The sequence below is a fragment of the Gordonia aurantiaca genome, from assembly GCF_039939235.1.
Taxonomy (GTDB): domain Bacteria; phylum Actinomycetota; class Actinomycetes; order Mycobacteriales; family Mycobacteriaceae; genus Gordonia.
In genome coordinates, this window is sequence record NZ_JBDUUF010000004.1 from 52,251 (window position 1) to 69,660 (window position 17,410).

General features: G+C 68.6%; 16 protein-coding genes. 9 read left to right on the forward strand and 7 right to left on the reverse strand.

The genetic code is table 11. The annotated features are described in order from the left end of the window. Window positions 1–126: 126 nt before the first annotated feature. Both ABFT43_RS09725 and ABFT43_RS09730 read left to right on the forward strand, forming a co-directional pair. Window positions 127–3,936, forward strand: a complete 3,810-nt coding sequence (locus ABFT43_RS09725; protein WP_347960149.1) for a multifunctional oxoglutarate decarboxylase/oxoglutarate dehydrogenase thiamine pyrophosphate-binding subunit/dihydrolipoyllysine-residue succinyltransferase subunit — start codon at window positions 127–129, stop codon at window positions 3,934–3,936. Window positions 3,937–4,127: 191 nt separating this feature from the next. Continuing rightward, complete coding sequence (locus ABFT43_RS09730; RefSeq protein ID WP_347960150.1) at window positions 4,128–4,607, forward strand: DUF4383 domain-containing protein; 480 nt, start codon at window positions 4,128–4,130, stop codon at window positions 4,605–4,607. Between the two features lie 34 nt (window positions 4,608–4,641). Here the strand turns inward: ABFT43_RS09730 and ABFT43_RS09735 are convergent, their stop codons facing one another. Beyond that, entirely contained in the window at window positions 4,642–5,295 is a 654-nt protein-coding gene (locus ABFT43_RS09735) for a TetR/AcrR family transcriptional regulator (protein ID WP_347960151.1), read from the reverse strand. Window positions 5,296–5,370: 75 nt separating this feature from the next. Here ABFT43_RS09735 and ABFT43_RS09740 point away from each other — a divergent pair, with 75 nt between their 5' ends. Together ABFT43_RS09740 and ABFT43_RS09745 are read left to right on the forward strand one after the other, a co-directional pair. After that, window positions 5,371–6,924 carry a flavin-containing monooxygenase gene (locus ABFT43_RS09740; protein ID WP_347960152.1) on the forward strand — a complete coding sequence of 518 codons (1,554 nt, stop codon included), beginning with the start codon at window positions 5,371–5,373 and terminating at the stop codon, window positions 6,922–6,924. A gap of 36 nt (window positions 6,925–6,960) precedes the next feature. After that, entirely contained in the window at window positions 6,961–7,791 is an 831-nt protein-coding gene (locus tag ABFT43_RS09745; protein ID WP_347960153.1) for an SDR family NAD(P)-dependent oxidoreductase, read from the forward strand. An 83-nt stretch (window positions 7,792–7,874) separates the two neighbouring features. Here the strand turns inward: ABFT43_RS09745 and ABFT43_RS09750 are convergent, their stop codons facing one another. Together ABFT43_RS09750 and ABFT43_RS09755 are read right to left on the reverse strand one after the other, a co-directional pair. Further along, the gene (locus ABFT43_RS09750; protein ID WP_347960154.1) at window positions 7,875–8,834 is read right to left on the reverse strand and encodes a glycine betaine ABC transporter substrate-binding protein; all 960 of its coding nucleotides are present in this window, start codon (window positions 8,832–8,834) and stop codon (window positions 7,875–7,877) included. A 65-nt stretch (window positions 8,835–8,899) separates the two neighbouring features. Next, on the reverse strand, window positions 8,900–9,520 hold the full coding sequence (locus ABFT43_RS09755; protein ID WP_347960155.1) for a MarC family protein: 621 nt from the start codon (window positions 9,518–9,520) through the stop codon (window positions 8,900–8,902). A gap of 39 nt (window positions 9,521–9,559) precedes the next feature. Here ABFT43_RS09755 and ABFT43_RS09760 point away from each other — a divergent pair, with 39 nt between their 5' ends. The 3 genes from ABFT43_RS09760 (at window position 9,560) to ABFT43_RS09770 (ending at window position 12,570) form a co-directional block, all read left to right on the forward strand. Further along, entirely contained in the window at window positions 9,560–10,693 is a 1,134-nt protein-coding gene (locus tag ABFT43_RS09760; RefSeq protein ID WP_457590129.1) for a magnesium and cobalt transport protein CorA, read from the forward strand. Window positions 10,694–10,740: 47 nt separating this feature from the next. Next, window positions 10,741–11,385, forward strand: coding sequence for an HhH-GDP family DNA glycosylase (locus ABFT43_RS09765; protein WP_347960157.1), 645 nt, complete (start codon window positions 10,741–10,743; stop codon window positions 11,383–11,385). A 150-nt stretch (window positions 11,386–11,535) separates the two neighbouring features. Continuing rightward, window positions 11,536–12,570, forward strand: coding sequence for an iron-containing redox enzyme family protein (locus tag ABFT43_RS09770; RefSeq protein WP_347960158.1), 1,035 nt, complete (start codon window positions 11,536–11,538; stop codon window positions 12,568–12,570). Window positions 12,571–12,709: 139 nt separating this feature from the next. Here ABFT43_RS09770 and ABFT43_RS09775 read toward each other — a convergent pair whose 3' ends face one another. From ABFT43_RS09775 to ABFT43_RS09785, 3 genes are all read right to left on the reverse strand, one after another. Then, entirely contained in the window at window positions 12,710–12,925 is a 216-nt protein-coding gene (locus tag ABFT43_RS09775) for a CDGSH iron-sulfur domain-containing protein (protein ID WP_347960440.1), read from the reverse strand. Between the two features lie 95 nt (window positions 12,926–13,020). Next, window positions 13,021–13,773: a HemK2/MTQ2 family protein methyltransferase gene (locus tag ABFT43_RS09780; protein ID WP_457590130.1), complete on the reverse strand. Its 753-nt coding sequence runs from the start codon at window positions 13,771–13,773 to the stop codon at window positions 13,021–13,023. A gap of 147 nt (window positions 13,774–13,920) precedes the next feature. Continuing rightward, on the reverse strand, window positions 13,921–14,511 hold the full coding sequence (locus ABFT43_RS09785; RefSeq protein WP_347960159.1) for a suppressor of fused domain protein: 591 nt from the start codon (window positions 14,509–14,511) through the stop codon (window positions 13,921–13,923). A gap of 57 nt (window positions 14,512–14,568) precedes the next feature. Between ABFT43_RS09785 and ABFT43_RS09790 the strand changes: the two genes are divergently transcribed. Together ABFT43_RS09790 and ABFT43_RS09795 are read left to right on the forward strand one after the other, a co-directional pair. Next, window positions 14,569–15,279 (forward strand): metallophosphoesterase family protein, encoded by a 711-nt coding sequence (locus ABFT43_RS09790; RefSeq protein WP_347960160.1) that lies wholly within the window; start codon window positions 14,569–14,571, stop codon window positions 15,277–15,279. Beyond that, the gene (locus ABFT43_RS09795) at window positions 15,269–16,126 is read left to right on the forward strand and encodes a chromosome partitioning protein ParB (RefSeq protein ID WP_347960161.1); all 858 of its coding nucleotides are present in this window, start codon (window positions 15,269–15,271) and stop codon (window positions 16,124–16,126) included. Before ABFT43_RS09790 ends, ABFT43_RS09795 begins: the two co-directional genes overlap by 11 nt. Before the next feature lie 104 nt (window positions 16,127–16,230). Here ABFT43_RS09795 and ABFT43_RS09800 read toward each other — a convergent pair whose 3' ends face one another. Further along, window positions 16,231–17,409: an ABC transporter ATP-binding protein gene (locus ABFT43_RS09800; protein ID WP_347960162.1), complete on the reverse strand. Its 1,179-nt coding sequence runs from the start codon at window positions 17,407–17,409 to the stop codon at window positions 16,231–16,233. Window position 17,410: the final 1 nt, after the last annotated feature.

Here is a 17,410-nt window from a genome sequence, read left to right on the forward strand (position 1 = left end):
AGGTCGGTGGGTGTGACGGAGACGACGCCGCGTAGCATCGTCAGATGGTTCACCGATAGTCTCCACAAGAGACGACAGCGTGGCAGAGAACCCGGCACCTTCAGGGAATTGAGGCGAGATACCGCTGTGAGCAGCAGTTCGATTTCTGACTTCGGACAGAACACCTGGCTGGTCGAGGAAATGTACCAGCAATTCAAGGAAGACCCGAGCTCGGTGGACCCGAGTTGGCACGAGCTCCTCGAGAACTACCAACCCGGCGGCGAGGGAGGTGCCGGCCGAACCGCCCCGTCCGCCAAGTCCCAGACCGCCTCCGCGAACGGAACCGCCACCTCGTCGAGTGCCACGGCGACACGCCCCGCCGAAGCGCCTCAGCGCAAGCAGGTCACCCTGGACCAGACCCCCACACGGACCGCCTCGCCCCGCAAGCCCGCCCCCGCCAAGGAGTCGACCGCGACAAAGGCCGCGTCCGGTCACAGCGTCGCCAGCCGCGACGGTTCCGCTCGATCCACCGCCAAGCCCGCCGCCAAGGCCGACACCAAGTCCGCAGCCGCCGAACCCACCGAGACCAACAAGGCCCTCCGTGGGCCGGCTGCCGCCATCGCCAAGAACATGGCCGTCTCGTTGGAGATCCCGACGGCGACCAGTGTTCGCGCAGTGCCCGCTAAGGCGATGATCGACAACCGCATCGTCCTCAACAACCACCTCGCCCGCACCCGCGGCGGCAAGGTGAGCTTCACCCACATCCTGGGTTACGCGATCGTCCAGGCCATCAAGGCCTTCCCGAACATGAATCGGCACTACGCCGAGATCGACGGCAAGCCGCACGTCGTCACCCCCGCCCACACCAACCTCGGCCTGGCCATCGACCTGGTCGGCAAGGACGGCAACCGCACTCTCGTCGTCGCGGCGATCAAAGAGTGCGAGAAGATGGGCTTCGCCGAGTTCTACAACGCATACCAGGACATCGTCCGGCGCGCGCGTGACGGCAAGCTGACCAACGACGACTTCTCCGGCGTCACCATCTCGCTCACCAACCCGGGCACCATCGGCACCGTGCACTCCGTGCCGCGCCTGATGAAGGGCCAGGGCGCGATCATCGGCGCCGGCGCGATGGAGTACCCGGCCGAGTTCCAGGGCGCCAGCGAGGAGCAGATCGCCGAACTCGGCGTCGGCAAGCTGATGACGCTGACCTCGACCTACGACCACCGGATCATCCAGGGTGCGGAGTCGGGCGACTTCCTGCGCACCATCCACGAACTGCTGATCGACGACGCCTTCTACGACGAGATCTTCACCGCGTTCCACGTCCCGTACGAGCCGGTCCGCTGGCGCCGGGACATCCCCGCGGGCCTCGTCGACAAGAGCACCCGCGTGCTCGAGCTGATCGCGGCCTACCGCAGCCGCGGCCACCTGATGGCCGACATCGATCCGCTGATGATGAACAGCGACGCCCGCAGCGCTCATCCGGATCTGGACATCGCCACCTACGGCCTGACCCTCTGGGACCTGGACCGCACCTTCAAGGTCGGCGGCTTCCACGGCCAGGAGAAGATGAAGCTGCGCGACGTGCTCGCGATCCTGCGCGACGCATACTGCCGCCACGTCGGCGTCGAGTACACCCACATCCTCGAGCCCGAGCAGCAGAAGTGGCTGCAGGAGCGCGTCGAGGTCAAGCACGTCAAGCCGCCGGTGGCCGAGCAGAAGTACATCCTCAGCAAGCTCAACGCCGCCGAGGCCTTCGAGACCTTCCTGCAGACCAAGTACGTCGGCCAGAAGCGCTTCTCGCTCGAGGGTGCCGAGTCGGTCATCCCGATGATGGACGCGGTCATCGACCAGAGCGCCGAGCACGGCCTCGACGAGGTCGTCATCGGCATGCCGCACCGCGGTCGCCTGAACGTGCTCGCCAACATCGTCGGCAAGCCGTACTCGAAGATCTTCACCGAGTTCGAGGGCAACCTGAACCCGGCGCAGGCGCACGGCTCCGGCGACGTCAAGTACCACCTCGGCGCCGAGGGCAAGTACTACCAGATGTTCGGCGACAACGAGATCAACGTCTCGCTCACCGCCAACCCCAGCCACCTCGAGGCGGTCGATCCGGTTCTCGAGGGCCTGGTCCGCGCCAAGCAGGATCTCCTGGGCGACGATGACGAGAGCTTCCCGGTGCTGCCGCTGATGCTGCACGGCGACGCCGCGTTCGCCGGTCAGGGCGTGGTCGCCGAGACGCTGAACATGGCGATGCTGCCCGGTTACCGCACCGGCGGCACCGTGCACATCGTGGTCAACAACCAGGTCGGCTTCACCACCGCGCCCGAGCACTCCCGCTCGACCGAGTACTGCACCGACGTCGCGAAGATGATCGGCGCGCCGATCTTCCACGTCAACGGTGACGATCCCGAGGCGTGTGTCTGGGTCGCCAAGCTCGCCGTCGACTACCGCCAGAAGTTCCACAAGGACGTCGTCATCGACCTCGTGTGCTTCCGCCGCCGCGGCCACAACGAGGGCGACGACCCGTCGATGACGCAGCCGGCGATGTACGAGGTCATCGACACCAAGCGCGGTGTCCGCAAGAGCTACACCGAGGCCCTGATCGGCCGCGGTGACATCTCGACCAAGGAGGCCGAGGACGCCCTGCGCGACTACCAGGGCCAGCTGGAGCGGGTCTTCAACGAGGTCAAGGAACTCGAGAAGTACCGTCCGGAGCCCTCACCGTCCGTCGAGGCCGACCAGACCCTCCCGACCAAGCTGGTGACGGCGGTCGACAAGGAGGTCCTGGAGACCATCGGCAACGCGTTCATCAACGTGCCCGAGGGCTTCACGCCGCACCCGCGCGTCAAGCCGGTTCTCGAGCGTCGTGCCGAGGCCGCGCGCAACGGCAACATCGACTGGGCCTTCGCCGAGCTCCTCGCCTTCGGTTCGCTGGTCCTCGAGGGACGCACCGTCCGCCTGTCCGGCCAGGACTCACGCCGCGGCACGTTCACGCAGCGCCACTCGGTGCTCATCGACCGCGAGAACGGTTCGGAGTACACCCCGCTCAACCACCTGCAGCCCGCCGCGGGCACCGACGACCTCGGCCGCTTCATGGTGTACGACTCCCCGCTGTCGGAGTTCGCGGTCGTCGGCTTCGAGTACGGCTACTCCGTGGGCAACCCGGACGCGCTGGTCCTCTGGGAGGCGCAGTTCGGCGACTTCGTCAACGGCGCGCAGTCGATCATCGACGAGTTCATCTCGTCCGGTGAGGCGAAGTGGGGTCAGCTCTCCGACGTCGTGCTGCTGCTTCCGCACGGCCACGAGGGCCAGGGTCCCGACCACACCTCGGGCCGCATCGAGCGCTTCCTGCAGCTGTGTGCCGAGGGTTCGATGACGGTCGCACTGCCGTCGACGCCGGCCAACTACTTCCACCTGCTGCGCCGCCACGTCCTCGACGGCATCCGCCGCCCGCTCATCGTCTTCACCCCGAAGTCGATGCTGCGCAACAAGGCCGCGGTCAGCGCGGTCGAGGAGTTCACCGACGACAAGTTCCGCTCGGTGATCGACGACCCGCGCTTCGCCAAGGACGGCGCCGACCGCAGCAAGGTCAAGCGCGTGCTGCTGGTCAGCGGCAAGCTCTTCTACGAGCTCGCCGCCCGCCGCGACAAAGAGGGCCGCGACGACATCGCGATCGTCCGGATCGAGCAGCTCTACCCGGTGCCGCACCGCCGCCTGCGCAAGACGCTGGAGCAGTACGGCAACGCCGACGAGTTCCGCTGGGTCCAGGAGGAGCCGGCCAACCAGGGTCCGTGGCCGTTCCTCGGCCTGTGGCTGCCGGAGGTCCTGCCGGACATCCTCGGCGGGCTGCGCCGCATCTCGCGTCGTGCGATGTCGGCCCCGTCGTCGGGTTCCAGCAAGGTCCACGCCGTCGAGCAGCAGGAGATCCTCGACGAGGCGTTCGCCGAGTGATCTGCCCGTCTTCACAGACGACAACCCCGAAGGCCCCCGCCAGACTGTCCGGCGGGGGCCTTCGGGCGTTTCGGGGATAACCGTGCGCGCACGGGTTTGAGCGGCCGCGTCACGGTCAACTCCGAAGGTGACGATGCGGCGGCGGAACCGACGCCGCCCATCTCTCCCATCCCCGATTCCGGAGGTTCGGCATGACATCGGCACACGCACGACCCGCCCGCACCTGGATCCAGACGGCCGCCCTCGTCGTCGGCGCGGTGTTCCTACTGGTCGGCGTCCTGGGGTTCATCCCGGGGATCACCACCGACTACGACTCGCTGACCTTCGCCGGTCATCACTCCGACGCGGCCCTGCTCGGGATCTTCGAGGTGTCGGTCCTGCACAACATCGTCCATCTGCTCTTCGGCGTGGCCGGCATCCTGCTGGCTCGTGCACCGTCGACCGCATTCCTCTATCTGGTCGCCGGTGGCGCGATCTACCTGGTGCTCTGGATCTACGGGTTGGTCATCGACCAGGACAGCGGCGCCAACTTCATCCCCGTGAACACCGCCGACAACTGGCTGCACTTCGTACTGGGCGTCGGCATGATCGGGCTCGGCCTGGCACTGCGCCGTCGCGGCGACCGAGTCGGGATCGACGACGTGAATCCGGCGGGCGGACCGGCGGTCTGACCACTCGGTCCGCGTCGTCGGCCGGGACGGGTCGCTACTCGGACCGGGTTGCCGTGGCCGCCGCGGTGGCCAGCGCGGGCAACGAGGAGGTGATCAGCGCGAGGAGCTCCTCGCGACCGACCGTCGTCGGCTCGGTCAGCCAGCGGATCGCGGTCTCCTCGACGAACGCGATCCAGCCGTGCACGGTCATCACGATGGCCGGGTTGACCTCGACCCCGAACGAGGGCGCGTGATCGAGCACGCGCTGCACCATGACCTCTCGGGTGCGGTCGAAGACGTCGCGCATCGCGGGATCGGAGCTCGACGCACCGCGGATGAGTGCGGTGTAGGCCGTGCGGTTCTCGCTGACGAAGTCGACGAAGGCCTCCATCGACGCCGTGAGAATCGCGATCGGGTCGCCGAGCGACACGTCGGGTTCCGTGCAGGCGAGCAGCCGGTCGGCCTGGGCCTGGGCGATCGCGACGTGATAGTCCTGCTTGGAGGCGAAATAGTGGAACAGCAGCGCCCGCGACACCCCCGCCGCATCGGCGATGGCGTCGATGGTGATCTCTTCGAGCGGACGCTCCTTGACCATCTCCAGACCGAATTCGAGGAGCTGGTCACGCCGGGCCTCGGGACTCATCCGGGTGCGCTTGCCCGCACTCTTCTTGTCCATCACCGGGGCCGAAGGCGTTCCTCTATTGGTCACACTCCGAGATTACCTCTATTGAGTCTTGTTCAATAACTATTGACACGTGTTCAGTATCACCCCTATGGTGGCACCATGACAACGAACGATGTAGAGATCGCCATCATCGGGGCCGGGTTCTCGGGGCTGGGCGCCGCCATCCGCCTCAAGCAGAACGGATTCGACGACTACGTCCTCCTCGACCGCGGTCGCGACTTCGGAGGCACCTGGCGCGACAACACCTACCCCGGCGCCGCCTGCGACGTGCCCTCCCAGCTGTACTCCTACTCGTTCGCGAAGAACCCGACGTGGTCGCGGTCGTACTCGCATCAGCCGGAGATCCACCGCTACATCAACGACGTCGCGGAACGCCACGGCATCCCGGCCAAGGCGCAGTTCGGTACCGAGGTCACCCACGCCGAGTGGAACGAGGCGCAGGGCCGCTGGCTCATCGACACCGAGCGCGACGGCGTGAAGAACCAGATCCGCGCCAACATCCTGGTCGGCGGCGTCGGCCCGCTGTGCGAGCCGAACCTCCCCGACATCGAGGGCATCGAGTCCTTCGAGGGCAAGATCGTCCACTCCGCCCGCTGGGACAACGACTACGACTACTCCGGCAAGCGCGTGGCGGTGATCGGCACCGGCGCGTCGGCGATCCAGATCGTTCCCGAACTCGCCAAGCGCACCTCGCGCCTCGACGTCTACCAGCGCACCGCCCCGTGGATCGTCCCCCGCACCGAGCGTCCCTACACCAAGCTCGAGCATTGGGCCTACCGGAACATCCCCGGCTACCAGTCGGCCGTCCGTGGCACCATCTACGCCGCCAACGAGCTGACCGCCTTCGGTCTGACCTACTCCCCCTCCGCGCTCAAGCCGGTCGAACTGCTGTGCCGCGCCAACATCCTGCGCGGCGTGGGTCGTGACGCCGAGCTGCGCCGCAAGGTCACCCCGACCTTCCAGGTCGGCTGCAAGCGCATCCTGCGCTCCAACGACTGGTACCCGGCGCTCGCCCGCCCGAACGTCGACCTGGTGACCGACGGCATCGACCGGATCACCCCGGCCGGCATCGTCGCCAAGGACGGCACCACGCGTGAGGTCGACGTCATCGTCGTCGCCACCGGTTTCCACGTCACCGACTCCCCGGTGTTCGAGAAGATCGTCGGCTCGGGACGGCGCAGCCTCGCCGACGTGTGGAGCGAGATCGGCATGCAGGCCTACAAGGGCTCGTTCGTCCACGGCTTCCCGAACATGATGCTCATGGTCGGGCCGTCGACCGGCCTGGGCCACACGTCGATGGTCTACATGATCGAGTCGCAGCTGAACTACCTCGTCGACTACCTGAAAACCGTTCGGGCGCAGGGAATCACCCGCACCGAGGTCAAGCTGTCGGCGCAGCAGCAGTTCAACGCCGACATCCAGCACAAGCTGCGCAATTCCGTGTGGATCAACGGCGGCTGCGCGTCCTGGTACAAGGACGCCAACGGCAACATCACCACGCTGTGGCCGGGTTTCACGTTCGCCTTCCGCAACGCGACCCGCCGATTCGACATCGCCGCCTACGATGTGTTGCGCGGAGCGCGCCCGTCGACCTCGGTCCCGGGTGCGGGTGACGAGGCACCTAGCGACCAGCCCGCGACCGTCACCGCCTGACCGCCACCGGCACAACGACATTCGAGGAGACAACACATGAAGGACTTCCGCGGCAAGGTCGTGGTGATCACCGGCGCCGGTTCGGGCATGGGCCGCGACATCGCGGTGAAGCTGGCGAGAGAAGGTGCGCGCCTGGCCATCTCCGACGTCTCGCCGGATGGTCTCGCCGAGACCGAACGCCTGGTGAGGGCGGAGGGCGCCGAGGTCCACGCGCAACTGCTCAACGTCGCCGAGCGTGAGGCCGTGCTGACCTACGCCGACACCGTGAAGAAGCACTTCGGTGTGGTCAACGTGGTGTTCAACAACGCCGGCATCGCGCATCACGGCGAGGTCGAGAAGACCGAGTTCAAGGACATCGAGCGGGTCATGGACGTCGACTACTGGGGAGTCGTCAACGGCACCAAGGCGTTCCTGCCGCACCTGATCGAGTCGGGCGACGGCCACATCGTCAACACGTCGTCGCTGTTCGGCCTGCTGTCCGAACCCGGTCAGGCCGCCTACAACTCGGCGAAGTTCGCCGTGCGCGGCTTCACCGAGGCGCTGCGTCAGGAGATGATCATCGCCAAGCACCCGGTCAAGGTGACCTGCGTGCACCCCGGCGGCATCAAGACCGCGATCGCGCGCAACGCCACCGTGTCCGGTGATCACGACCAGAAGGCGACCGCAGCCTTCTTCGACCGCTACCTCGCGCGTATGTCGAGCGAGGACGCCGCCGACGTCATCATCAACGGTGTCAAGAAGAGCAAGGCCCGCATCCTGGTCGGCGCCGATGCCGTCGTCCTCGACCTCGCGGTGCGCCTCGTCGCCTCGAAGTACCAGTGGGTGTCGGCGAAGGTCACCGGCTGGGCGCTGTCGAAGGCCAAGTAAGAGAATCCGTTTCGGACGTCACACGCCGATGGGTCGGTCGGGGACCCGTCGGCGTGTGGTCGTTTCGGGGCCGGATGCGTTGCTCAGAGACCGTGCTCGGCCAGCCACTCCAGCGCGACATCGCGCGGGTCGCTGCCGGTCTGGACCTCGCCGGCCATCGTGGCCAGGTCGGCGGTGGTGATCTCACCGGCGACCTTGTTCATCGTCTTGACCTGATCACGGCTCAGGGCCGCCGTCCGGTACACCGGCACGAGCATCTCGGCGCGCGGGCCGACCGACGGCTCGTCGGGCCTGTCCCCCGTCTCGCCGGCGGACTTGTCGGCGTCGTCCGCGTCGCCGGTCGGTGTGCGGAGCGCCTGGACGTTCGACGACGCGCCCTCGGCGTCCTCGCCGGCGATGTCGAGCGGCGTCAGCAGGCCGACGGCGGTGCCCTGCGACGCCCGGACCAGGACCTCCTCGGTGCTCGGCACCGTCTCCACCGAACCCAGACGGCATCCTGCGTCGGCGAACGCCCGCAGCGTCGACGGGTCGGGATCGGCGGTGACGACGACCGGCAGTCCCTCCGGGAGAAGGCCGCAGTCGTCGAGGTCGGTGGCGCCCAATGCCCCGGCCATGGTGGTGGACACGAACAGCTGCGGTGCATTGGACACCGGCGTCTCGTCGCCCACCGAAACCCCCTGCGGCAGTGACCGGTTGAGGTCGACGTACACGGCGTCCGCCCCGACCGCGGTCGACGACGGGGCGAGCAGCGCCAGCAGGTCGCCGGTGAACGCCGGGAACAGGTCGACCTCGGCGCGGTCCATCTCGTCGAGCAACGTCGCGTCGTCGCCCCGCGGATGTTCGTCGGAGACCGCGCTGCCCGCGTCACGCAGCGCACCCGCGTAGATCTCGGCCATGACCCGCATCGCAGGCTGCTCCGACGAACCGATCACCAGGGGCCGCGGCGGATCGGCGTCGTCGCCGCACCCGGAGAGCACGAGGGTGAGGGTCGCGATCAGTCCGGTCACCACCGCGAGACGTTTGCCGACGAGACTCTTTCGCACAATGTCACCGTATCGGTTGGCGCGGCGCGGGTGTCGTCCGGCGCGGTCACCCCCCGCTGGAGTCCTCAGCTGCCCTCGGCGATGAAGCCCATGATCGAATCGGCGACGAGCTGCACCGCGATCGCGGCCAGCAGCAGACCCGCGATCTTGGCGAGCAGCGTGATTCCGCCGACGCCGAGGACGCGGATGAGGAACGTCGAGTAGCGCAGCACGAGCATCACCACGAGATGAACGCTGACGATGGCCGCAGCGATCGCGAGGTACCCGGCCGCCTCGCCGTCCACGCTGCTGACCTGCACGATCACGGCGGCGATGGCGCCCGGCCCGGCGAGCAGCGGCGTGCCGAGCGGAACGAGGGCCACGTTGACGTCGTCGGACGCCTTGGGGTTGCCGGCGTTGCCGAGCCCGGTGAGCAACTGCAGCGCGACGAGCAACAACAGCAGGCCACCCGCACCCTGCAGTGCCGGGATGCCGATGTGCAGGTAGTTCAGGATCGCCTTGCCGCCGATCGCGAAGAGACTGATCACCAGCAGGCTCACCATCGGGGCCTGCCAGGCCGCCCGACGCCGGTACTCCGGCGAGCGTTGCCCGACCAGACTCAGGAACAAGGGGATCTGACCGGGCGGATCCATGATGACGATCAGCGTGATCAGCGTCGTCGTGTACACGGTGACGTCGAAGGGCACGGACGCGACTCTACTGACCGGAGCCCGGCCCGGCCGGTCATGCGACACGCCGGGCCGGACGAGGGTTCGCGGGTAGCATCGGCAAGCGTGGCGTCGATCTCCAGGCCCGGTCCTCGTGGCCTGCCGTCGCGCCGGGCCCCGGGCCCGGCGCCCACCGATCCCCCGGCCGAGGCCGGGGCGGTCGTCGACTGCGCCGTCTACGTGAACGGGCATCGGCTGCCCGGCGAGATCGGGTATCGCGAGGCGCTCGAGCGGGTCCGCGAGTCGGGCGAGGGCTTCGTGTGGGTCGGGGTGCACGCGCCCGACGCCTCCCAGATGACCGACGTCGGACACACTTTCGGGTTACACGAGCTCGTCGTCGAGGACGCCGTCCACGCGCACCAACGACCGAAGCTCGAGGTCTACGACGACACCCAGTTCCTCGTGCTGCGCACCGTGCAGTACATCGAACACGACTCGATGGCCAAGGCGAGCGACGTCGTGGAGACCGGCGAGATCATGGTCTTCGCCGGGCCCGACTTCGTGCTGACCGTGCGCCACGGCGAGCACACCGAACTCTCCGGGATGCGGCATCGGCTCGAGGCGCGGCCCGAACGCCTCGCGCTCGGCCCGACCGCGGTCCTGCACGCCGTCGCCGACAAGGTCGTCGACAGCTACCTCGCGGTCACCGAGAGCATGGACGCCGACATCGCGGCCATCGAGGAGACGGTGTTCAGCCCCGACAACCGCTGGCTCGACATCGATCCGGTCTACCTCCTGCGCCGCGAGGTCCTCGAGCTCCGTCGCGCGGTCACGCCGCTCGCCGATCCGCTGCGGGTGCTGACCGCCGGCGGAAACCCCTTGGTGCCCAAGGAGGTCCGGCGCCATCTGCGTGACGTCTCCGATCACCTCACCACCGTCATCGACCGCGTCCTGGAGTACGACGACCTGCTGAACTCGCTGTTGCACGCCGGCGCGGCGAAGGTCGGCATCCAGCAGACCACCGACATGCGCAAGATCTCCGCGTGGGTCGCGATCGCGGCGGTGCCGACCATGGTCGCCGGCATCTACGGCATGAATTTCGAGCACATGCCCGAACTCCACCACCAGTGGGGCTATCCGCTGGTCCTGGGCATCCTGGTGGCGGTGTGCGTGGCACTCTTCGTGGTCTTCCGACGCAGCCACTGGCTCTGAGCGCGCGTTCGGGATTGGCCACGGCCGGCGTCGGGTAGCCGACGGGCATGAGCACCGCCGAGATCGACGAGACCGTGGCCGAACTGCTCGACCGCGCGGGACGTACCTACGCCGACGAGGCCGGGATCACGCTGAAGAACACCCCGGCCCCCCTGTTCGAGCTGCTGGTGCTGTCGTTGTTGCTGTCCACCCGGATCTCCGCCGACATCGCGGTCGCCGCCGCGCGCGAACTGTTCTCCGCGGGGTACCGCACCCCCGAGAAGATGGCGCGCGCGTCATGGCAGGACCTCGTCGACTTGCTGGGCAGGGCGCGCTACAAGCGCTACGACGAGAGCACCGCGACCCGCCTCGGCGAGGCCGCCCAGAAGGTCCTCGACGACCACGACGGTGACCTGAGGAGGCTCGCGAAGACGGCCGACCACGATCCCGAACAGGTGTCGCGGCTGGTCCGGGAGTTCACCGGCATCGGCCCGGTCGGGGCGGAGATCTTCCTGCGCGAGGTGCAGTCCGTGTGGGATTGGGTCGCACCGCGATTCGATCGACGGGCGCTGCAGGGCGCCGCAGCGCTCGGCCTGCCCGACGACCCGGAGGGTCTCGCCGGGCTCGCCGGCGGGCGCCCCGCGCTCCTGGCCGCGGCGCTGGTGCGTGCCTCACTCGACGACGATCTCGTCGCCGATCTGCGCAGGGACTGACCGGCACGGCCGCGCACGCCTATCCTGGGAGGACGATCACGCCCTCGCCGTGCGGGTCGGCGGACGGGTTTGACCTGCGTCCGATCGGGTAATCGGAGACTCTGCCGCGACCCACGTCGGGGTTGGGCGGACCAACCGGGAGGAGTGCTGGTGGCAGCGAGTTCGGTCGTTTCCGATCCGACAACCGAGGTGTTCCGTGTGCCGACGCTGCCACGCGCCCGCGGACCACTGTCGCAGGCCGTGATCGACCTGCTGCGCGGCGACCCGGCGGCGGCGACCGTCCCCGACCTCGACAGCCGCGTCCTCGACGAGGCCGACCCCTACGGTGAGGACCTCCAGCTCGCGTTGTACCTCTGCTACGAGATCCACTACGTCGGATTCGCCGACGCCGATGTCGACTGGGAGTGGAACCCCACGCTGGTGTCGTTGCGCGGCGCCCTCGAGAGCCGGTTCCGCAACGCGCTACACCGTGACGTCCCGGCATCCGACGAGGACGTCGAGGACGTGATGGACGACCTGTGCATCGAGGACCCCGACGGCGACGGCGCGTCGTACCACCTGCGCGACAACGGGACCTGGGACCAGTACCGCCAGATGTTCGCGCTGCGGTCGCTCTATCACCTCAAGGAGGCCGATCCCCATGCCTGGGCGATCCCGCGACTTCGGGGTCATGCGAAGGCCGCCTATGTCGCAGTGGAATTCGACGAATTCGGGTCCGGGCGAGGCAAGGCCGTGCACCAGGAGCTGTTCGCGGACCTGCTCCGCGCGGCCGATCTGTCGGCGGAATACCTCGCCTACCTCGACACCGTGCCCGGCGTCGCACTGACGCCGGTGAATCTCATGTCGCTCTTCGGTCTCCACCGCCGTTACCGCGGTGCGGCGGTGGGTCACCTGGCCGCCACCGAGATCACCTCGCCACCCGGGTCACAGCGACTGCTCGCCGGCCTGGAACGACTCGATGCCCCGGAGGCATGCCGCCACTTCTACCGTGAGCACGTCGAGGCCGACGCGGTCCACGAGCAGATCCTGCGCACCGACGTCGTGGGCGATCTCGTCCGGTCCGATCCGAGTGCCGAGGCCGACGTGATCTTCGGGATCCGTGCGTTCCTGTTCGTCGAAGACGCTCTCGACGCTCATGTGATGGGTGCCTGGGAGCGCGGCGAGAGCGCATTCCCGGGAATTTGAGCACGTGCTCCCCCTCGCCCGGGTCGAGACGGCCGGGTCAACGAGGCGAGCCGCGAACGGCCGACCCATCGGGTCCGCCGTTCGCGGCTCGCCTCCTTCATGTCTCCGGCAGCCTCGTCCCCCGGGAGAGCGCGGGGCGTCACACCACCCGGCGCCTCCGCTTGCGATGACTCGTGTCGCACAGCGGGTAGTTCTTGCTGCGTCCACATGCGCACACCGCGACCATGAACCGGTCGGACCGGACGTGACAGCCGTCGGGTAGTTCGATGTCGACGGGCCCCTCGACCAGCACCGGCCCGCCTCGCACGACGCGCACACGTCGGCGGTCGGCGCCGGGGGCCGGGGTCTCGTCCACGGTCGCGGTCCTCTGGGTTTCGTCGGGCAGTCGGGTTCCGTCGGCCGGGTGGGTCTCGGCGGACAGGGTCGCGTCGGTCATGACGCCTTCCACCGTCATGACGGCGTATGCCCAGTGTGGTCCTTCGCCGCCCGCGGCGCAGCGTCTTCGGGTGCGACCGCGACGATCGCGACCAGCCGCTCGACGCGACATCCGGGTTCGAGAAGCCCCTGTTCCTCGAGCCAGCGGGCGCGGGCGGTCATCACCGGACCGAACGGGATCACCCGTTCGTCGACGATGTCGGCGTCGAGTCCGCCGGAGCGGAGACTCCGCAGGGACTTCTCCTCGTCGGCGAACTCCGAGTGCACCAGCACCAGCCTGCCGCCGGGGACGAGCAGCTCGGCAGCGCGAGCACACAACGGGTCGAGCACTGCACGCCCGTCGATGCCGGCGTCCCACGCGTGGGACGGGCCGTCCGGGTGGTACTGCGGGTCGTCGGCGGGGGGCGTCGGCACGTAAGGCGGATTGCAGGTGACGATGTCGTAGCGTCCCTCGTGGCGTCGGAGGTCGCCGAGTTGCACGTCGACGGACACGCCCGCGCGTTCCGCGTTGTTCGTCGCGTACTCGACCGCGGCGGCCGACGCATCGACCGCGGTGACCTCGGCGGCGCCGAGTCGTGCGGCCGCGATGGCGACCGCGCCGCTGCCGGTGCACAGATCGAGGACCCGCGCCCCGTCGACGCCACGCTCTCGCAGGGTGTCGACGAGCAGTTCGGTGTCCTGCTGGGGCAGATAGACCGTGGCCGCGACCGGTCTGGTGGCGGCCTTCGGCCGGGTCAGTGCGAGCGGCTGCATGGAGGTCACCGTCATCGGACCACCGCCGTACCGCGTGCATCGTCTCGCCGTGTCATCTCGTCCGCCTTCCGACCGCGCCGTCACCAGCGGGGCACTCGCCCCGTGGTGTCGGTACCCCGGACGGGGTCGCGGGAAACCCGGCGAGACGTTCTCGTCGAATCGTCAGACGTGGCCGGCGGAGGCGCGGTTGGGTGCGGTGACGTCGATCCCGGCCTCCCGCCACGCCTCGCGCAGGGCGTCGGCACCCTTGAGCCGCACCCAGGCGGCCTCGTTGGCGGTGATCGGGATGGCGCGCAGGAAACGCACCGGGTCCATCGGGTCGGGCAATCCCACCTCGCCGAGCTCGTCGTCGGTGAGAAGCACCGCGGTGCACGACGACCCGTCCCACAGCGGTTCGCCGAGGTCGACGAGTGCGTCGGGGGCGAGGATGAGGCCTTCCACCGCCGGGGCGGCGGCCAGTGTCGCCATCCGCTTGTGGAGACCGGGCAGAGGGCTGTCCGGCCGCAGCCGCACGACCACCTCGGCGCGGGGTCCGCGGACCGGGTCGGCGTGGAGGTCGTTCGGATCGGTCATCGGGTGCCGCGCACACCCGGACGTCACGTACACCAGTTCCTCGGGACCGGCGTCGCCGACCACGAACCGCAGGACGTCGATCGGTTCCACGCCCAGGAAGGTCACCGACGCCCGCTGGGGTTCGACGCCGAGCCGGTCCTTGAGGTACTTCCCGACCATGTCGGGCACCGAGTCACTCACGTCCGACAGGCTACCGAGCCGCACCACCGGCCCGAGCGGCTCGTCTAGCCTGGTGCCATGGTCCGGGTTCTCGCGGTGGCCGACGAGGTGGTGGAGTCGCTCACCTTCGGCGTCGGCATCGAGGGGCGTCCCGACCTCATCCTCGGAGCCGGCGACCTGCCCTTCGAATACCTGGAGGTGCTCTCCGAACTGTGCGACGCCCCGTGCGTGTTCGTGCCCGGAAACCACGACCGCGACCTCAGCGGATACCGTCGCGGCCGCACCGGGTGGACCCGCGCGGGGCTGCCCGCCGACGATCCGGGCCCGTCCGGCGCGATCAACGCCGACGGCCGGACCGTCACCGTCGCCGGGCTGCGCATCGCCGGGCTCGGCGGGTCCCGCCGCTACAACGGCGGGTCCAACCAGTACACCGACATCCAGCAGCGCCTGCGGTCGACGCGCCTGCGGTGCCGCAACGCGCTCCGTCGGGCGACGTCGTGGGCCTCCGAGGGCGGCGGTACCCACATCCTCCTCACCCACAGCCCGGCCCGCGGCGTCGGGGACCGGGACGACGCACCGCACCGCGGCTTCGACTGTTTCCACGGGCTCGTCCATGCACTGCGGCCGCGGCTGCTGGTGCACGGCCACATCCACCCGTACGGCGACTGCCCGGCCGACCTGCCGATCGGCGAGGAGACCACCTCGATGAACGTCGTCGGATACTGTCAGTTCGACATCGATCCCGTGACCAGGAGGGTCGAGATCGTGAGGCGCAGGCATGGCGCGTGACACCGGTTTTCCCGAGGCCGACGCGGAGAACGACTTCGCGCGGCTACGCCGTCAGGCCGAACGCGCCCGTCTCGCACAGTGGTTCACGCGTCAGCCGGCCGACATAAACGCCATCCTCCCGTTCGACGAGGTCTGCGCGGCGCTGGGCGTCACCGGCAAGACCGTCCTCGGTCTGCAGGTCGTCGAGGTGTCGACGATCGTCGGAAGCGTCGACCGCACCAAGGATTTCGACCGCTACTTCCGGCCCACCTCGTCGCGGGTGCGCGAGCGGTGGCAGCGGCTCGCCGCGGCACAGCGTCGAGGCGAGTCCATGCCACCGGTGCAGCTGTACCGCATCGGGCAGATGCACTTCGTCATCGACGGTCACCACCGGGTGTCGATCGCGATCGCCCGCGGGTACCGCACCATCGACGCCTACGTCACGGAGATCCACACCCGCATCTCTCCCGAGGGCATCAACGCGCCGTCGGACCTGATCCTCAAGGACCACCGGCGGCTTTTCCTGTCGCGTGTGCCCCTGGAGGGATCGCAGGCCGAGGCGATCCGGCTGACCGATCCGTTCGACTACGCCGAGCTCGCCGAGAACGTCGAGGCGTGGGGGTTTCGGCTCAGTCAGGAGATCGGCGAGTTCCTCAGCCGCACCGAGGTCGCGCGCCGCTGGTTCGGCGAGGAGTTCCTGCCCGTGGTGCGGATGGCCCGGCGCGCCGGCATCCGCGACGATCTCGAGAGCGACGCCGAGCTCTACCTGTGGCTGGCGTGCGAGCGGTACCGATTGGTGCGCAAGCACATCTGGGACGAGAAGATCTTCGACGAACTGCGCGACCACTCCCGCCGTGGCCGCCGTTAGCCCGGAGCCCCAGACCCTCACCCGTATCGCTGCTCACACAACAGAATCGCGAGCCGAAACTCGCGATTCTGTCGCAAAGTAGCGATTTCGCGGGTGCTCGGGTGTCAGCGGCGGCGGAGCGACTCGCCCGAGCTCTGGTCGAAGATCGCGACCTTCGACGCGTCGTAGAACAGCTCGGCGGTCGAACCGCGGGTCACCTTCGAGTCCGGCGACAGGCGCGCGATCAACTGGCTTCCGCCGAGGTCCGCACCCGAGTCGGCCGAAAGCTCGGCGAGCGCGTCGCTCGACGCCCGGTTGGCCGAGCCGATCCCGAAGTAGGCGTAGATGTCCGAGCCCATCGACTCGAGAACCTCGATGGTCGCGGTGAACGTCGCGCCCTGCGCGCGCGTGGTCGGGTCGACGAGGGCGGCGTCCTCGATGTGCTCGGGACGGATGCCGACCAGCACGTCACCGCTGCTGCCGACATCACCGGCCCGCGACAGCACCGCACGATGGTCGTCGAGCCTGATCGTGCCGATCGCGGTCTCGATGCCCTCGCTGCCGAGGCGGCCGGACAGGAAGTTCATCGCGGGCGAGCCGATGAAGCCGGCGACGAACACATTGGCCGGATTGTTGTACAGCTCCTGCGGGGTGCCGATCTGCTGGACGTGGCCGCCGCGCAGCACGACGACACGGTCGCCGAGGGTCATCGCCTCGGTCTGGTCGTGCGTGACGTAGACGGTGGTGGTGCCCAGCCGCTGCTGTAGCTGCGCGATCTCGGTGCGCATCTGCACACGCAGCTTCGCGTCGAGATTCGACAGCGGCTCGTCCATCAGGAATGCCTTGGGCGAGCGCACGATCGCGCGACCCATCGCGACACGCTGGCGCTGGCCACCGGAGAGGTTGGCCGGCTTGCGGTCGAGGTACTGGCCGAGGTCGAGGATGCGGGCGGCCTCCTCGACCTTCGCCGCGATCTGGTCCTTCGGCAGCTTCTGCAGCGTCAGCGGGAACGCGATGTTCTCGCGGACCGTCATGTGCGGGTAGAGCGCGTAGCTCTGGAACACCATGGCGATGTCGCGGTCCTTGGGGGCGCGCTCGTTGACGCGCTCGCCGTCGATCCGCAACTCGCCGGAGGTGATGTCCTCGAGCCCGGCGATCATGTTGAGCGTCGTGGACTTTCCACAGCCCGACGGCCCGACCAGGATGACGAACTCGCCGTCGGCGATCTCGATGTCGATCTCGTGGACCGCGACCGAGCCGTCCGGGTACTTCTTGGTGACCTTGTCCAGAACGATGTCTGCCATG

Coding starts and splice junctions, on each gene's coding strand:
- ABFT43_RS09730 (WP_347960150.1), top strand. CDS start 4,128: ATGACATCGGCACACGCACGACCCGCCCGCACCTGGATCCAGACGGCC.
- ABFT43_RS09740 (WP_347960152.1), top strand. CDS start 5,371: ATGACAACGAACGATGTAGAGATCGCCATCATCGGGGCCGGGTTCTCG.
- ABFT43_RS09745 (WP_347960153.1), top strand. CDS start 6,961: ATGAAGGACTTCCGCGGCAAGGTCGTGGTGATCACCGGCGCCGGTTCG.
- ABFT43_RS09760 (WP_457590129.1), top strand. CDS start 9,560: ATGCGACACGCCGGGCCGGACGAGGGTTCGCGGGTAGCATCGGCAAGC.
- ABFT43_RS09765 (WP_347960157.1), top strand. CDS start 10,741: ATGAGCACCGCCGAGATCGACGAGACCGTGGCCGAACTGCTCGACCGC.
- ABFT43_RS09780 (WP_457590130.1), bottom strand. CDS start 13,773: ATGACGGTGACCTCCATGCAGCCGCTCGCACTGACCCGGCCGAAGGCC.
- ABFT43_RS09790 (WP_347960160.1), top strand. CDS start 14,569: ATGGTCCGGGTTCTCGCGGTGGCCGACGAGGTGGTGGAGTCGCTCACC.
- ABFT43_RS09795 (WP_347960161.1), top strand. CDS start 15,269: ATGGCGCGTGACACCGGTTTTCCCGAGGCCGACGCGGAGAACGACTTC.
- ABFT43_RS09800 (WP_347960162.1), bottom strand. CDS start 17,409: ATGGCAGACATCGTTCTGGACAAGGTCACCAAGAAGTACCCGGACGGC.